At 68.0% G+C, this 15,352-nt stretch carries 13 protein-coding genes; 5 read left to right on the plus strand and 8 right to left on the minus strand.

Annotated features, from left to right (window positions below; all coding sequences use genetic code 11):
• Positions 1 to 209: 209 nt before the first annotated feature.
• Positions 210 to 1,076, minus strand: coding sequence for a protease HtpX (gene htpX, locus ACZK33_RS15935; RefSeq protein WP_019336842.1), 867 nt, complete (start codon positions 1,074 to 1,076; stop codon positions 210 to 212).
• A gap of 93 nt (positions 1,077 to 1,169) precedes the next feature.
• Here htpX and gluQRS point away from each other — a divergent pair, with 93 nt between their 5' ends.
• The 3 genes from gluQRS (at position 1,170) to phaR (ending at position 3,571) form a co-directional block, all read left to right on the plus strand.
• A complete protein-coding gene (gene gluQRS, locus ACZK33_RS15940; RefSeq protein ID WP_423173867.1) occupies positions 1,170 to 2,090 on the plus strand; it encodes a tRNA glutamyl-Q(34) synthetase GluQRS in 921 nt (306 codons plus the stop codon).
• 17 nt (positions 2,091 to 2,107) lie between these two features.
• Positions 2,108 to 2,848, plus strand: a complete 741-nt coding sequence (gene phbB, locus ACZK33_RS15945; protein ID WP_049423910.1) for an acetoacetyl-CoA reductase — start codon at positions 2,108 to 2,110, stop codon at positions 2,846 to 2,848.
• A gap of 183 nt (positions 2,849 to 3,031) precedes the next feature.
• On the plus strand, positions 3,032 to 3,571 hold the full coding sequence (gene phaR, locus ACZK33_RS15950) for a polyhydroxyalkanoate synthesis repressor PhaR (protein ID WP_032130258.1): 540 nt from the start codon (positions 3,032 to 3,034) through the stop codon (positions 3,569 to 3,571).
• Between the two features lie 73 nt (positions 3,572 to 3,644).
• Here phaR and ACZK33_RS15955 read toward each other — a convergent pair whose 3' ends face one another.
• From ACZK33_RS15955 to ACZK33_RS15980, 6 genes are all read right to left on the minus strand, one after another.
• Positions 3,645 to 4,598: a TraB/GumN family protein gene (locus tag ACZK33_RS15955; RefSeq protein WP_125895514.1), complete on the minus strand. Its 954-nt coding sequence runs from the start codon at positions 4,596 to 4,598 to the stop codon at positions 3,645 to 3,647.
• 1 nt (position 4,599) lies between these two features.
• Positions 4,600 to 5,532, minus strand: a complete 933-nt coding sequence (locus ACZK33_RS15960; RefSeq protein ID WP_071229702.1) for a DUF1684 domain-containing protein — start codon at positions 5,530 to 5,532, stop codon at positions 4,600 to 4,602.
• 11 nt (positions 5,533 to 5,543) lie between these two features.
• A complete protein-coding gene (mutL, locus tag ACZK33_RS15965; RefSeq protein WP_032130257.1) occupies positions 5,544 to 7,451 on the minus strand; it encodes a DNA mismatch repair endonuclease MutL in 1,908 nt (635 codons plus the stop codon).
• 121 nt (positions 7,452 to 7,572) lie between these two features.
• Complete coding sequence (locus ACZK33_RS15970) at positions 7,573 to 9,135, minus strand: N-acetylmuramoyl-L-alanine amidase (protein ID WP_032130507.1); 1,563 nt, start codon at positions 9,133 to 9,135, stop codon at positions 7,573 to 7,575.
• Between the two features lie 82 nt (positions 9,136 to 9,217).
• The gene (gene tsaE, locus ACZK33_RS15975; RefSeq protein WP_423173865.1) at positions 9,218 to 9,700 is read right to left on the minus strand and encodes a tRNA (adenosine(37)-N6)-threonylcarbamoyltransferase complex ATPase subunit type 1 TsaE; all 483 of its coding nucleotides are present in this window, start codon (positions 9,698 to 9,700) and stop codon (positions 9,218 to 9,220) included.
• Positions 9,697 to 11,181: an NAD(P)H-hydrate dehydratase gene (locus ACZK33_RS15980; protein ID WP_423173864.1), complete on the minus strand. Its 1,485-nt coding sequence runs from the start codon at positions 11,179 to 11,181 to the stop codon at positions 9,697 to 9,699. Before ACZK33_RS15980 ends, tsaE begins: the two co-directional genes overlap by 4 nt.
• Before the next feature lie 23 nt (positions 11,182 to 11,204).
• Between ACZK33_RS15980 and queG the strand changes: the two genes are divergently transcribed.
• Both queG and xseA read left to right on the plus strand, forming a co-directional pair.
• Complete coding sequence (gene queG, locus ACZK33_RS15985; protein ID WP_107431255.1) at positions 11,205 to 12,275, plus strand: tRNA epoxyqueuosine(34) reductase QueG; 1,071 nt, start codon at positions 11,205 to 11,207, stop codon at positions 12,273 to 12,275.
• Positions 12,276 to 12,319: 44 nt separating this feature from the next.
• Positions 12,320 to 13,651, plus strand: coding sequence for an exodeoxyribonuclease VII large subunit (gene xseA / locus ACZK33_RS15990; RefSeq protein WP_423173863.1), 1,332 nt, complete (start codon positions 12,320 to 12,322; stop codon positions 13,649 to 13,651).
• 790 nt (positions 13,652 to 14,441) lie between these two features.
• Here the strand turns inward: xseA and ACZK33_RS15995 are convergent.
• Positions 14,442 to 15,338: a M48 family metallopeptidase gene (locus ACZK33_RS15995; protein WP_423173862.1), complete on the minus strand. Its 897-nt coding sequence runs from the start codon at positions 15,336 to 15,338 to the stop codon at positions 14,442 to 14,444.
• Between the last annotated feature and the right edge of the window lie 14 nt (positions 15,339 to 15,352).

A 15,352-nucleotide genomic window follows, 5' to 3' on the forward strand; every position in this document is an offset into this window, starting at 1 on the left:
CAGGGAACCGATGCGCAGCATCGGCTCGCGCCCCGGCGGCGTGTTTCTTTGGTTACTTTCTTTGCACGAGCAAAGAAAGTGACACCCCTCCGCGGTCGCGGAAATGACTCTCGCCGGGTCATGGACGGCGCCGCCAATGCGTCGGCGCGCAAACAAAAACGCCCGGCGCGAGGCCAGGCGTTCCTGCACTACCGTGGAAGTACGGAAGCTTACGCCACCGTCGACGCCCGCAGCGCGGCGATGCGCTCTTCCAGCGGCGGGTGGCTCATGAACAGCTTCTTCGCCGTCGAACCGGCAATACCGAACGCCGCGATCTGCGTCGGCAGCGTGCTCTGGCCGTGGTTGAGCTGCAGGCGCTCCAGCGCGGCGATCATCTTCTGGCGGCCGGCCAGCGAGGCACCGCCTGCGTCGGCGCGGAACTCGCGATGGCGCGAGAACCACATCGCGATCATGGTGGCGAACAGGCCGAACACCATCTCCAGCACGAACACGATGATGTAGTAGGCGAAGCCGCGGCCGCCGCCTTCGCGGTTGCCCGACAGCGCGCTGTCGATGATGCCGCCGACCACGCGGGCCAGCACGATCACGAAGGTGTTCAGCACACCCTGCAGCAGCGCCATGGTGATCATGTCACCGTTGGCGACGTGGGCGATTTCATGGCCCAGCACCGCTTCGGCCTCGTCTTCGCTCATGTTGTGCAGCAGGCCCGTGGACACCGCCACCAGCGCGTTGTTGCGGTTGGCACCGGTGGCGAAGGCATTGATCTCCGGACCTTCGTACACGGCCACTTCCGGCATGCCGATGCCGGCCGCCTTGGCCTGACGCTCGACGGTGGCCAGCAGCCAGCGCTCGGTCTGGTTGCGCGGCTCGGTGATGACCACCGCACCGGTGGAGCGCTTGGCCATCCACTTGGACAGCAGCAGCGAGATGAAGGAGCCACCGAAACCGAAGATGCCGGCCATGATCAGCAGGCCGCTCATCTTGCTGGGGTCGGTTCCCGTCAGCGACATCACGATGCTGGCCAGGATCAGCACGGCAAAGTTCGTGGCCAGGAAGAGGGCTATACGGGTGAACATGGGAAATTCCGGCTCGGAAGGGGTTGATATCGATCAATTTGCGGTGCGGTCAGCTTGAATTCAAGCGCCAACCTGACCGACGATTCAGCCAGCATGACCTCCCCCATTCCCTGCGGCCGCTTCGCCCCTTCGCCGACCGGCCTGCTCCACCCCGGATCCCTGCTCGCCGCCTTCGGCAGCTGGCTGCTTGCCCGCCATCACGGCGGCCTGTGGCGGCTGCGCGTCGAAGACGTCGACCCGCCGCGCACCGTGCCCGGTGCAGCGGAATCACAGCTGCAGGCGCTGGCCGCGTTCGGCCTGGTCCACGATGGCCCGGTACTCTGGCAGAGCACGCGCGGCGAGGCCTACCAGGCCGCGCTGGATGAACTGCTCGCCAGCGACCAGGCCTTTGTCTGCCACTGCAGCCGCAGCGACCTTGCCGCCAGCGGCGGCATCCATCACCGCTGCGTCGCCCGGCAACCACGACCGGACCCGGCCGTCCGCTTCCGCGTGCCGCCCGGCAGCCTTGTGCACTTCGACGATGGCCTGCGCGGCCCGCAGCAGCAGGACGTGCATGCCGAGGTCGGCGACTTCGTGCTGCGCCGCGCCGATGGCTGCTGGGCCTACCAGCTGGCGGTGGTGGTCGATGACGCCGCGCAGGGGGTGACCGAAGTGGTGCGCGGTGCCGACCTGCTCGACTCCACCGCACGGCAGATCCTGCTGCAGCAGGCGCTGGGTCTGGCGGTGCCGCGCTACTGGCACCTGCCGCTGCTGCTGGATACGCCGGGCCACAAGCTGTCCAAGTCACTGGCGGCGCTGCCGGTGGACAGCGCACGCCCGCTGCCGGTGCTGCGCCAGCTCTGGCAGCTGCTCGGCCAAGCCCCTGAGGCGCTGGCGCAGGCACACGATCTGGACGCGCTGCTGGCCACCGCTCGACAGGCCTTCGACCCGGCGCGGTTGCCGCGTAGCGACATCCTGTTGCCGGCCGGCGCACTTTGCGCGCCGATGTTGCAGAATCACCCTTCCCCCACCTGATACCCGGACAGCACTCCATGACATCTCGCGTCGCACTGGTCACCGGCGGAACCGGCGGCATCGGTACCGCCATCTGCCAACGCCTGGCCGACCAGGGCCACCGGGTCGCCACCAACTACCGCGACGAGGCCAAGGCCCGCGCCTGGCAGCAGGCGATGACCGAACGCGGCTACAGCGTGTCGATCTTCCCGGGCGATGTCTCCGATCCGGACAGCGCCGAAGCGCTGGTGCGCGCCGTCGAGGCCGAACTGGGTCCGGTCGAGATCCTGGTCAACAACGCCGGCATCACCCGCGACACCACCTTCCACCGCATGCGCGCGGACCAGTGGCACGATGTGATCAATACCAATCTCAATTCGGTGTTCAACGTCACCCGGCCGGTCATCGAGGGCATGCGCCGCCGCGGCTGGGGCCGGGTCATCCAGATCAGCTCGATCAACGGCCTGAAGGGCCAGTACGGTCAGGCCAACTACGCGGCGGCCAAGGCCGGCATGCACGGCTTCACCATCTCGCTGGCCCGCGAGAACGCCGGTTTTGGCATCACCGTCAACACCATTTCGCCCGGCTACGTCGCTACCGACATGGTGATGGCGGTGCCGGAGGAGGTGCGTGCCAAGATCATCGCCGACATCCCCACCGGACGCCTGGGCAAGCCGGAGGAAATCGCCTACGGCGTCTCGTTCCTGGTCGCCGATGAAGCCTCGTGGATCACCGGTAGCAACCTGGACATCAACGGCGGCCACCATATGGGTTGGTAAGCCGCGCAGCGGGCCATCGCGGCGAACGCCGCCGGCCCCTGCCGATGGTCATGCTGCGCAGCACGCAAACCCTTGTTGCGCAACATGATCGCCGCCGAAAGCCAAGCCTGGCGGGGGCTGAGGCGGTTGCAACGGCTGCTGCACTGCGCCATGCTGCGCGTCTACTGTGACGAGTACCGCTTCATGGCTGCGACCCGCATCATCAAGAAGTATCCGAACCGCCGTCTCTACGACACCGAGATCTCCAGCTACATCACCATCGAGGACGTGCGCCAGCTGATCCTGGACGGTGAAGACTTCGAAGTCCGCGACGCCAAGAGCGGCGACGACCTCACGCGATCGGTCCTGCTGCAGATCATCGCCGACCAGGAACAGGACGGCGAACCGATGCTGTCCACCCAGCTGCTGAGCCAGCTGATCCGCTTCTACGGCGATTCCCTGCAGGGCTTCATGGGCAACTACCTGGAGCGCAGCATGCAGGTCTTCCTCGACCAGCAGCAACAGTTCCGCCAGCAGATGGGCAACCTGCTGGGGCAGACCCCGTGGGCGATGATGAACCAGCTGACCGAGCGCAACCTGGAGTTGTGGCAGGAATTCCAGCGCAACATGGGCACCGGCTTCGGTGGCCCGCGTCCGGGCGGCACCGGAACGGGAACCGGCGCAGGTACCGGCAACAAGCCGAACGAACCGGGCACCGGCACCGGCGGCAAGACCCGCCGCTGAGCTGCAGCATCGGCTGATACGAAAGCGGCGCGCCCCTGGCGCGCCGTTTTGTTTGGCATCGCGCCACGATACGTCAGCGTTTCGCCTTGCACCCCGTGCATACGCGCTCGACCTTGTAACCCTTCGCCTTCAGCTTCTCGACCACGCCATCACTGCCCAGCAGGTGCAGCGTGCCGACCACCACCAGCGTACCGCCCTGCCCGGCCTGCAGGTACGGCAGCAGTTTCGGCACCCAGGCGTCATTGCGGCCGGTGTTGATGCGCTGATACAGCTGCGGATACTGCTGGCGCATTTCCGCCGCCATCCGGGTCCACAGCACGCGCTCGTCACCGCGGCGCCAGGCGTCGTGCAGCTGGCGTGCCTGCTCGTCGGCCTTGCCGGCCTGGTCCAGCGCTTCGGCCAGCATCTGCCGCTGTTCCTGCAGCGTCATTCCGTCGAGCATGCCGATCTGGGTGTCGATGTCTTCCAGTCCCGCAGTCTTGCGCCCGGTCTTCTGCGCACGCTCCATGAAGTGACGGTCCAGGCCCAGTGCCGGGTCCAGGCCCAGCTTCTGCATCTGCCCGACCGAAATGCTCAGGCCGACAAACCACGGCTTCATCCCCTGCATCTGCGCCAGCGGCAGCTTGTTTTCGGTGGCGAACACCTGCAGCTTCTGCCAGGTCGCGGCATCCAGATCACGCTTGAGCTCGCTGCCATCGGTGCGCACCGCCGCCTGCACCATGCGGCTGGCCAGCTGTGGTGACTGCATGTCTTCCGGCGACAGTTCGAACACGACCCGCTGCGAAGCCTCGAACGCCTGTTCAACATCGGGCGACAACGGGTAATCCTGCGGCTTCAGCAGGTGGAAGGAACCGAGCAGGTAGAGGCGCGAGTCACCCGGGCCGGTCACTTTCCACAGCAACGGCACCGGCGGCTTGGCCGCCGCTGCGCCAGCGGTATCGGCTTGCACGGTACGCGCTGCAACCAGCGGTGCCAGCGCACAGGCCGCCAACAGAACGGTGGCACGCAACAGGGATCTGATCGGCATATCAGCCTTCTCCTTCAGGCAGGTGGTACGCCTTCTCGCCCGCTTCCACACGCAGGTCCAACCGGTTTTCCGGTGGCGCCAACGGGCAGGTCGCGTAGGCGGTGAACGCACACGGTGGGTTGTAGGCATGGTTGAAATCGATGCGCACGGTGCCATCGGCAGCGGGGGCATCGGTATCCAGGTAGCGACCGGCCGGATAGCTGCCGCGGCCACTGGTGCGATCGGCAAAGATCAGGAACAGCGGCTGCCCCGGCGCACCGATCGCCTCCAGCCGCCAGCTGCGGCCATCGCGCTGGAACTCGACCGCGCCGGCATTGGGCATTTCGGTGGTCAGGCCGGTGATGTCGACGATGGGCAGGGTCTTGCCCGGCGGGTGCGCGATGAAGCGCGCCTGCACCTGCCAGTCCGGGCCGCCCGGCCAGTACTCCAGCCCACCGAAATCGCGACGTGCCGGCGCATCGGCGTGCTTGACCCGCAGCGCATCGCGCGGACCGCGGCGGATGATGCTGAGCTGGCCTTTGCCGCCATCGAACGCCAGCAGCGTCGGCTGGGGATCCTTGTCGGTGTCGATGCGGATGCGGCCGCGCACCGGCTGGCCATCATGGCTGACATCCACGCCGGCTTCGGGCGTGAACCACCATTGGCTGCCTTCACGGCGCAGCAGGCCCAGCTTGTCCGGCCCAACCGCCAGGCGGATGCCATTGGTCGCGCCGCTGCCGACGAAGTGGGATTTGTTCTGCAGCCAGTGCAGGCCGACCAGCGCGGTCCAGCCATCGGGCCGGGTCAGGTCCTGATAGCGTGCCACCCGCCACTGCTGCTGCTCGGCGGCATAGGACGGATCCTCCGCGGCCGAGGCCGGTGCCGGCGGCGTCGCCGGGCTGCAGGCGGCCAACACCAAAGCGGCCAGCAGGCCGCCCATTCCCCGATAACGCATCGATGCTCCCCTCAACGTCCGCGCAGGAACCAGCGGTCGATCTCCGCCAGCGAAAAACGGGCCCAGGTCGGCCGGCCGTGGTTGCACTGGCCGGACCGCTCGGTGATTTCCATGTCGCGCAGCAGCGCGTTCATTTCCGGCACGGTCAGGCGCCGGTTGGCGCGCACCGCGCCATGGCAGGCCATGGTCGACAGCAGTTCGTCGCGTGCACTGGCCACGCGCCGGCTCTGGCCGTGTTCGCGCAGGTCGGTCAGCACGTCGCGCAGCAGGCCTTCCGGTTCGGCATGCGCCAGCAGCGCCGGAATACTGCGCACGTGCAGCGCACCGGGGCCGGCACGGGTCACTTCGAAGCCGAGTGCGGCCAGGGTTTCACTTTCATTCTCGGCGGTGTCGGCTTCGCGCTCGCCCACCGCCAGCGTGATCGGCACCAGCAACGGCTGCGACTGCAGGCCGATGCCATCGTGCGCGTTCTTCAGCCGCTCGTAACCGATGCGTTCGTGTGCCGCATGCATGTCGACCACGATCAGGCCTTCGGCGTTCTCGGCCAGGATGTAGATGCCATGCAGCTGCGCGATCGCGTAGCCCAGCGGTGGCACGCCAGCGTCGGCACTGGTGACCGGCAGCCCGTTCTCGGTCGGCATCGGCGGCAGCGCAGCACCGCGTTCGGCGCCGGCCGGTGCGGCATACAGCGCGGCATAAGCCGCCGGTGCATCGGCCACCTGCAATCCCAGCGGTTGCTGCGGGCGCCAACCCGAGAATCCACCACCGCCACCACTCGAACCGGCACCCGGTGCGGCACCGCGTACCAGACCGAAACCGGAGGCACCCGCACTGGAGACCATCGGTGCCGCGCCTGCATCCACCGGATGCGCGGAGCCGGCGCCGATGTCCTGCACCGACATGCCGGCGCGGGTATCGGCCAGCGCATCCTTCAGCGTGCGGTAGACAAAATCATGCACCAGCCGCGAGTCGCGGAAGCGCACCTCGTGCTTGGCCGGGTGCACGTTGACGTCGACGCGGGTCGGGTCAAGCTCCAGGAACAGCACGTAGGCCGGTTGGCGGCCGTGATACAGCACATCGCCATAGGCCATCTTCACCGCATGGGCGACGCTGCGGTCGCGTACCGAGCGGCCGTTGACGTACAGGTACTGCTGGTCGGCGCTGGCGCGCGAATAATGCGGCTGCGCGATCCAGCCGTGCAGGCGCAGGCCGGCACCGCTGTGGTCGACGCGAACGGCCTGGTTGGCGAAATCCTCGCCCAGCGTTTCGGCCAATCGCGCATCGGAATACAGATCGCCCGGCTTGTAGCGACGCGAGGCCTTGCCGTTGTGCGAGACGCGCAGTTCGACATCCGGCCGCGCCAGCGCCAGCGAACGCAGCCATTCTTCGATATGGCCCAGCTCGGTGCGCTCGGCGCGCAGGAACTTGCGCCGCGCCGGTACGTTGTAGAACAGCTCGCGCACTTCCACCGTGGTGCCCGGCGCATGCGCGCGCGGCGTCACTTCGCCGATCTTGCCGCCTTCGATCTGCAGCGCCGAACCGTGTTCGTCATGTGCGCGACGCGAGGACAGGGTGAAGCGGCTGACCGAGGCGATCGACGGCAGCGCTTCACCCCGGAAACCGAGCGTGGCCACCGATTCAAGATCGTCCAGATCGGCAATCTTGCTGGTGGCGTGGCGCGACACCGCCAGCGGCAACTGTTCCGGTGCGATGCCACTGCCGTTGTCACGGATGCGGATCAGGCGGACACCGCCCTCCTCAAGATCGATATCAACGCGGCTGGCGCCGGCATCGATCGCGTTCTCGACCAGCTCCTTGACCACCGACGCGGGACGTTCGACCACTTCGCCAGCGGCGATCTGGTTGATGAGGATCTCCGGCAACGGCCGGATCGGGCGCGGATGGGTAGCAGACGTCATGCGGGGATGATAACGGAGCGGCCGAGGGTAGAGTCGAGCCATGCTCGACTGACGGGCTACCGGGAAGGCCCGGTCGAGCGCCGCTCGACTCTACAGAAAGCAGTAACCCGCCTTCGGCGGGTTACTTGCTGCCGCCGGCCATGGTGCCGGCGGCGTCGATCTCGGCCTGGGCCCGGGCGGCATACAACGTGCCCGGCGGCGGCTGACGGCTGAAGAACGTGTGCACGCCGTCCAGCACCGCACCGGCGATCTTGCGCTGGTAGGCCGGGTCGATCAGGCGGCGCTCTTCATCCGGATTGGAAATGAACGCGGTTTCCACCAGCATCGCCGGCATGTCCGAAGTACGCAGCACCGCGAAGTTGGCGCGCTCGATGTTCGGCTTGTGGTTGTTGCCGATCCGCTTCAGGCCGCCCAGCACATGGCCGGCCGCGTCCTCGGACGCCTTCATGTAGCCGCTCTGGGCCAGATCCAGCAGCACGTTGGCGAGCGTGCCTTCGGTCTGCTGCAGGCGCACGCCACCGACCAGGTCGGCCGCGTTTTCCTTGTCCGCCAGCCAGCGGGCGCGCTGCGAAGAAGCGCCCTTGGTCGACAGCACGTACACCGATGAGCCCGTGGCCGAACGGTTTTCCGCCGCATCGGCATGGATCGAAATGAAGATGTCGGCCTTGTTCGCACGCGCCTTCTGCGCGCGCATCGGCAGCGGAATGAACACGTCGCTGTCGCGGGTCAGGTAGGCCTTCAGGCCCGGCGTCGCGTTGACCTGACGGGCCAGCTCACGCGCTACGGCCAGGGTCACATCCTTCTCGCGCTTGCCGGTCGGGCCGATCGCACCGGGGTCCTGGCCGCCGTGGCCTGGATCGATGGCCACCACCAGGTGGCGCATGCCAGCCTGCATGCGGATGCGCGAGGCATCGCTGGGCATTGCCGGACGCGGTGGCACCACCGTGGTTGGAACCGGTGCAGGCGCTGTGGCCGGCGGCGTGGTTACCACGGCAGCGGTACGCTGGCCGGCAAGGATGGCAGCCGGCGATGCGGACGGCGTGCTGCTGGCAGCCGTGCCCGCTGCCGCGACCTGGGCCGGTGCAGTGGACGGGGCCGGGGTCGGAGTAGCCGGTGTGGCAGCGGCGGCGCTGGCCTGCTGCTGTACCTGCGCGGTCAACAGCGCGGTGGCGCGCGCGGCGTCGTTGCGCGACTGCGCGCTCTCGGCCGGCGTCGGTGCGGGCGTGTTGACCGGTGCCTGCGGCTGCACCGCCGGCGTCGCTGGCGGGCGGCTGGCGGCCACGGCCGGGCCATCGCCCGGCCATTCGATCACCAGCTTGGATTCATTGCCTTCGCGCTGCATCTGTGGGCGGAACGGCGCCACCGATTCAGCAAGGTCGAAAACGACACGGAAGGTCCCCGGCACCGGCTGTCCGGTACGCACCGCCGTGACCACGCCCTGCGCGGCCGGCATTTTCAGGTTGCGTATGGCGCTGGAGTCCGGGAAATCGACCACCAGGCGGTTCGGTCCGGCCAGCGACAAGGTCTTGTAACCGCCACTGCCGACCAGCGAGATCTCGGCACGGGTGCCGGTGGCGCCGGTATTCAGCAGGACCTGACGGACTTCACCGGCCCACGCACTGACGCTCGCCAGACTCAGTCCGACGGCGGCACAGATGGCAATGAGACGGTTCCCCGGGCGCATGGCTCAGGATTCAATCACCGCGCTGAACGGAATGCAACACCTTTTTCCTTAATAATCCGTAACCTGCCGGTGTTTGTTCTCGTCAGCCGACAGAAATGGCCTGCAAGTCGCCCCCTTGGGGGAGCCGTTCCAGCCATTCATGTCCGACGTCGCTGGCTCCAGTGAGACGGACGCGACGCCCCTGCCCCTCGATCTCCAGCGCCACCACCAGGTCGGTCGGCGGCAACGCGCCAGCGCCGCGTTCCGGCCATTCCACCAGCCACAACACCGCGCTGCCCTCGTCCAGTCCGAGAAAATCGAGCTCGCCGGCCTGGCCGATCCGGTACAGATCCAGATGCCAGGCCTCGCCACCGCTGGCCAGCGGATAGCGCTCGACCAGGGTGTAGGTCGGGCTGCGGATCGCCCCCCGCACGCCCAGTGCGCGCAGCAGTGCGCGGGCGGTGGTGGATTTGCCGGCGCCCAGGTCGCCGCGCAGTTCGACCAGCGCCTGCGGCGGTCGGGTGGCGGCCAGCCACTGCCCGAGCAGTTCAGTGGCATCGCTGTCGGCAAGGAAGAAATCGATCATCGGGAGAGTTCCGGGTTGGCCAGTCGCCGCAGCGGCGACAGCAGATCAGTTGGAAGCAGGCCGCGCGCGCCGTCGGCGGCAGCAACGTCGCCGGCAAGCGCATGCAACAGCGAACCAGCGGCGGCGGCATCGAAGGCGGCCAGGCCTTGCCCACGCAGGCTGGCGATGATGCCTGTCAGCAGGTCTCCCATGCCACCCACGGCCATGCCGGGATTGCCAGCCGCGATCAGTCGTGGCCGTTGCCCCGGCGCTGCGACGATGCTGCCGGCGCCCTTCAGCACCACCACGGCGTGGAAGCGCTCGGCCAGTGCCTGTGCGCAGGTGAAGCGATCGGCCTGGATGTCAGACGTGCTGCAACCCAGCAGGCGCGCGGCCTCGCCCGGGTGTGGCGTAAGGATGGCGTCGGGCAGCGCGCGCGGATCCTGCGCCAGCAGGTTCAGTGCATCGGCATCGACCACCAGCGGCCTGGCGCTGGCCAGCACCCGCGCAAACAGTGCACGCGCCCATTCGTCCTGGCCCAGACCGGGGCCGATCGCCACCACCCTGGCCTTGTCCAGCAGTGCCGGCAGCGCGTCACCATCTTCCAGTGCATGGGTCATGGCCTCGGGCAGCCGAGCCAGCAACGGGCCAACGTGGTCGCGGCGGGTGCCCAGGCTTAGCAATCCAGCACCCGCGCGCAACGCCGCTTCAGCCGCCATGGCGATGGCGCCGCCGCTGCCATGGTTGCCGCCGACGCACAGCACGTGCCCGGATTCGCCCTTGTGGGTATTGGTGCGGCGCGGCGGCAGCAGGGCTGGCAGGCGCACCTGCGTCCAGAGCTGCGCAGCGGGTGACACGCCCTGCCATGCGGCCGTGGGTAGCTGCAGCGGCGCCAGCGCCTTCCGCCCGCAATGGTCCAGCGCATCGCCGGTGTACAGCCCGCGATGCGGCACGATGAACTGCAGGGTCAGCGCCGCCCTCACCGCCTCGCCCGGTACGGCGCCGCGGTCGGCATCCACGCCACTGGGGACGTCCAGCGCCAGAACCGGTGCCGCCTGCGCGTTGAGCGCGGCAATCAGCGCCCGCGCCACGCCCTCCGGCACGCGATCGAAGCCCAGCCCGAACAGTGCATCGACCCAGATATCGGCCTCGGGAAGCGCGCCGTCGAAATCGGTGAGGGTGCCGCCGTCGGATGTGAATTCCGATGCTGCACGCTGTGCCAGCGCGGTTGACGGTGGCTTCCCCGGCAAGGCGATCACCTTCACCTCACGTCCGGCCTGCAGCGCATGGCGGGCCAGCACATGGCCGTCGCCGCCGTTGTTGCCCGCACCAACCACCACGCCGATCCGCTGCGCCTGCGGCCAATGCTGCAGCAGGCACTGCCAGGCGGCCTGGCCGGCCTGTGCCATCAGGCCCCAACCGCCCTCGGCGGCCAGCGCCGAGGCCTGCGCATCAAGCGCACGCGCGGCAGCGGAATCGAACAGATCGGCAAGGTTGGCCATGCGGGGATTTTATACTGGTGCACATGTCCCCCGTCCCCGCCCCTGTCGATCCGGCCCAGGCCGTGCAGCGCATCCGCGAACTCGCCCGTGCGCATGGCTTCCAGCGCTGTGGCATCGCCGGCATCGAGCTGGGCGAGGATGAAGCGCACCTGGCCGACTGGCTGGGCCAGGGCCTGTACGGCACGATGGACTGGATGGCACGCCACGGCACCCTGCGCGCGCGCCCGGCCGAACTGCTGCCCGGCACCGTGCGGGTGATCTCGGTGGGCATGGACTACAGCCACAAGGACGACACCGAAGCCTGGGCAACCCTGGCCGACCCGGGCCGCGCCTACGTGGCCCGTTACGCTTTGGGTCGCGACTACCACAAGCTGATGCGTAACCGCCTGCAGAAGCTGGCCACGCAGATCAACGATGAAGTGGCACCGCTGGGCTACCGCGTATTCGTCGATTCCGCCCCCGTGCTGGAACGCGCACTGGCGCGCAATGCCGGCCTGGGCTGGATCGGCAAGCACACCTGCCTGATCGACCGCCATGGCGGCTCCTGGTTCTTCATCGGCGAGATCTACATCGATATCCCGCTGCCGATCGATGCAGCGGCCACAGCACACTGCGGTACCTGCACGCGCTGCATCGATGTCTGCCCGACCCAGGCCATCACCGGCCCGCAGCGGCTGGACGCGCGGCGCTGTATCTCCTACCTGACCATCGAGCACGACGGCGCCATTCCCGAAGAGATGCGGCCGTTGATCGGCAACCGCATCTACGGCTGTGATGACTGCCAGCTGGTCTGCCCCTGGAACAAGTTCGCCAAGCGTACCGACGAAGCCGATTTCCGCGCGCGCAACAACCTCGATACCGCGCGGCTGGACCAGCTGTTCGCCTGGGATGAAGCCGAGTTCCTGCGCCGTACCGAAGGCAGCCCGATCCGGCGCAGTGGCCATGAACGCTGGCTGCGCAACATCGCCGTGGCACTGGGCAACGCACCGTCCTCTGCCGAAGCGCTCGCCGCATTGCATACCCGCATCGATGATCCCTCGCCGCTGGTGCGTGAACACGTGCAGTGGGCGCTGGGCCAGCACACGGTGCGCTGACGTGCGATCCTGAGCCCCCGTTCCGCCCGCAGCACGCCGTTCCCATGCAGCCACGCAACAACGACATCCTCACCCCCAGCCAGCTCAATACCCTGGCCCGCGACCTGCTGGAAGGCAGCTTCCCGGCGATCTGGGTCGAGGCCGAACTGGGCAGCGTGGCGCGCCCTGCCTCCGGGCACCTGTATTTCACCCTGAAGGACGCACGTGCGCAGCTGCGCGCAGCGATGTTCCGGATGAAGGCGCAGTACCTGAAGTTCGTGCCGCGCGAAGGCATGCGCGTGCTGGTGCGCGGCAAGGTGACCCTGTACGACGCTCGTGGCGAGTACCAGATGGTGCTGGACCACATGGAAGAAGCCGGCGAAGGCGCGCTGCGCCGCGCCTTCGAGGAGCTGAAGGCACGCCTGGAGGCCGAGGGCCTGTTCGACCCCGCACGCAAGCGGCCGCTGCCGGCGCACGTGCAGCGCCTGGCAGTGATCACCTCGCCCACCGGTGCCGCCGTACGCGACGTGCTGAGCGTGCTCGGCCGCCGCTTCCCGCTGCTGGAAGTGGACCTGCTGCCGACCCTGGTCCAGGGCAGCAGTGCCGCCGCGCAGATCACCCGCCTGCTGCAGGCCGCCGACGCCAGTGGCCGCTACGACGTGATCCTGCTGACCCGCGGCGGCGGCTCGCTGGAAGACCTGTGGGCCTTCAACGATGAAGCCCTGGCCCGAGCGATCGCCGCCAGCCGCACCCCGGTGGTGTCGGCGGTGGGACACGAAACCGACTTCAGCCTCAGCGATTTTGCCGCCGACCTGCGCGCACCGACGCCGTCGGTGGCGGCCGAACTGCTGGTACCCGACCAGCGCGAACTGGCCCTGCGCCTGCGCCGCACGGCGGCGCGCATGGTGCAGCTGCAACGGCATGCGATGCAGCAGGCGATGCAGCGCGCCGACCGCGCCCTGCTGCGCCTGAACGCACAGAGCCCGCAGGCGCGGCTGGACCTGCTGCGCCGTCGCCAGCTCGATCTGGGTCGGCGCCTGCATACCGCGTTCAACCAGCAGCAGGAACGCCGTGCCACACGCCTGCGCCATGCGGCGGCGGTGCTGCGCGGGCACCATCCGCAACGCCAGCTCGACGCGATGCAGCGCCGCCTGGCAGCCCTGCGCGGGCGCCCGCAGATTGCGATGCAGCGCCTGCTGGAACGCGATGCACTGCGCCTGCGCGGGCTGGCGCGTTCGCTGGAAGCGGTCAGCCCGCTGGCAACCGTGGCGCGTGGCTACAGCATCCTGACCCGCAGCGATGATGGTGCCCTGGTGCGGCACGTCGACCAGGTGCAGCCTGGTGACGCCCTGCAGGCCCGTGTTGGCGACGGCGTGATCGAGGTGCAGGTCAAGTAAAGGGGTGTTCGGCAGGGCTGCGCCCTGCACCTGCAGAAGCGTTCAAGCAACAGCAACAGCCGAAGCAACAGCCAAAGCTGGTATTCCGTGGGATGGCGGGGCGGTGTGGCTGTGCAGGACACGCCGTAAACCCCGCTCCGCGGTCCGGCCCAGCCGCTGGCGGCTGTGCGTTCGGGCGCTTGCGAAGCAGTGCTTCGCAAACGAAGCGCCCTCACCCATGGGGGCTCGATGGCGCCATCCATGGCGCCAACGGTCCTGCACAACCACACCGCCCCGCCTCTGACAGATTCCGGAGGCTGTTGGTAGTTGTCGACCTTGGTCGACACGGTAGATCCACGCATGCGTGGATGAATCTCCATCGGAATCGAATATTTCGATATCGGAACGATTTGAGCCGAGCATGGCTCGGCTCTACAGAAGAGCGAACAGATTGCGAGAATCTGTCGAAGGCGGGGTGGGTCCGGTTGCGGGGGCGTGAGCCGCATGGGCCCGAGGCATGCCTCGGGCGGGTTGGGCACAACGCCCAACCCCGGTCTTGCCGTGTGCGCAGGACTGCGCACACGAGCAAGCGGCGACCGAGCTTACATGGGTGAGGGCGCTCTGCTTGCGAAGCACTGCTTCGCAAGCGCCCGAACGCCCAGCCGCCAGCGGCTGGGCCGGGCCCCGGAGGGGGACTTGCAGCGGCCCCCGCAACCGGACCCACCCCGCCATCCCACGGAATGCACGCTGTTGCTGTTGCTGTTGCTCTGGCTTGTAGCAGGTGCAGGGCGCAGCCCTGCCGAACATCCCCTTACTTTGCCTGCTCGCAGAACTTCTGCCGGTACTCGAGTGCCTTCGGCATCAGCGCCTGCAGGTTCTGGATGCGGGTACCCGGGTTGGGATGGGTCGAGGAGAACTCCGGTGGTGCCTGGCCACCGCTGGCCTGGCCCATGCGCTGCCACAGCGGCACCGCCTCGCGTGGATCGAAGCAGGCCGCCGCCGCCAGCATCAGCCCCACCTCGTCCGCCTGGGTCTCGTGGCTGCGCGCGTAGGGCAGCAGGTAACCGTAGCCCATCGCCGACATCATCATCTGTTGCTGCTGCGCATCCATGCCGCTGGCGGCGCCGGCCACCTGCCCGATCTGGGTCAGCTTCTGCTGGGCCATCCGCTGTGCACCGTGGCGCAGCAGCGCATGGGCGATTTCATGGCCCATCACCACTGCCATCGCATCGCGGGTTCGTGCCACCGGCACCAGGCCGGTGTAGACCGCCATCTTGCCGCCAGGCAGGCAGAACGCATTGGCCTGCTCGGACGGGATCACGTTCACTTCCCACTGGAAATCACGCGCGAAATGCGCCGGCTGCACGCCGTGCTCCTGGGCCAGCGCGGTCTCCACCACATCGACCTTGGCAATCAGCCGCTGGGCGATGTCACGCACATCGCGCGCGATCGGCGCATTGGGATCCATCGGCCGTTCCTGCGACAGGATCTGCTGGTAGGCCTGCAGCCCCAAAGCGGTCTCCTGCCGCGCATCCAGGCTGCTGTCAATCATCACCTTCTCGCCGGTATACGGATCCACCGTACGGTTGGAAAACCAGTAGAAGGCCGCATAGCCAGCGGCCAGCAACAGCACCCACCAGCGGATGTTGCCGAACAGGCCGCGCCGTTGTGGGCCTTGCGGCGAGCGGGAGAAGGGATCATTGCGCATCGGGTCGGCTTCCA

The organism is Stenotrophomonas sp. 86156_Sma (genome assembly GCF_056481625.1).

What these genes read in the sequence shown, in the direction of transcription:
- htpX (WP_019336842.1), bottom strand. Translation starts at nt 1,076, where the DNA reads ATGTTCACCCGTATAGCCCTCTTCCTGGCCACGAACTTTGCCGTGCTG.
- gluQRS (WP_423173867.1), top strand. Translation starts at nt 1,170, where the DNA reads ATGACCTCCCCCATTCCCTGCGGCCGCTTCGCCCCTTCGCCGACCGGC.
- phbB (WP_049423910.1), top strand. Translation starts at nt 2,108, where the DNA reads ATGACATCTCGCGTCGCACTGGTCACCGGCGGAACCGGCGGCATCGGT.
- phaR (WP_032130258.1), top strand. Translation starts at nt 3,032, where the DNA reads ATGGCTGCGACCCGCATCATCAAGAAGTATCCGAACCGCCGTCTCTAC.
- ACZK33_RS15955 (WP_125895514.1), bottom strand. Translation starts at nt 4,598, where the DNA reads ATGCCGATCAGATCCCTGTTGCGTGCCACCGTTCTGTTGGCGGCCTGT.
- ACZK33_RS15960 (WP_071229702.1), bottom strand. Translation starts at nt 5,532, where the DNA reads ATGCGTTATCGGGGAATGGGCGGCCTGCTGGCCGCTTTGGTGTTGGCC.
- mutL (WP_032130257.1), bottom strand. Translation starts at nt 7,451, where the DNA reads ATGACGTCTGCTACCCATCCGCGCCCGATCCGGCCGTTGCCGGAGATC.
- ACZK33_RS15970 (WP_032130507.1), bottom strand. Translation starts at nt 9,135, where the DNA reads ATGCGCCCGGGGAACCGTCTCATTGCCATCTGTGCCGCCGTCGGACTG.
- tsaE (WP_423173865.1), bottom strand. Translation starts at nt 9,700, where the DNA reads ATGATCGATTTCTTCCTTGCCGACAGCGATGCCACTGAACTGCTCGGG.
- ACZK33_RS15980 (WP_423173864.1), bottom strand. Translation starts at nt 11,181, where the DNA reads ATGGCCAACCTTGCCGATCTGTTCGATTCCGCTGCCGCGCGTGCGCTT.
- queG (WP_107431255.1), top strand. Translation starts at nt 11,205, where the DNA reads ATGTCCCCCGTCCCCGCCCCTGTCGATCCGGCCCAGGCCGTGCAGCGC.
- xseA (WP_423173863.1), top strand. Translation starts at nt 12,320, where the DNA reads ATGCAGCCACGCAACAACGACATCCTCACCCCCAGCCAGCTCAATACC.
- ACZK33_RS15995 (WP_423173862.1), bottom strand. Translation starts at nt 15,338, where the DNA reads ATGCGCAATGATCCCTTCTCCCGCTCGCCGCAAGGCCCACAACGGCGC.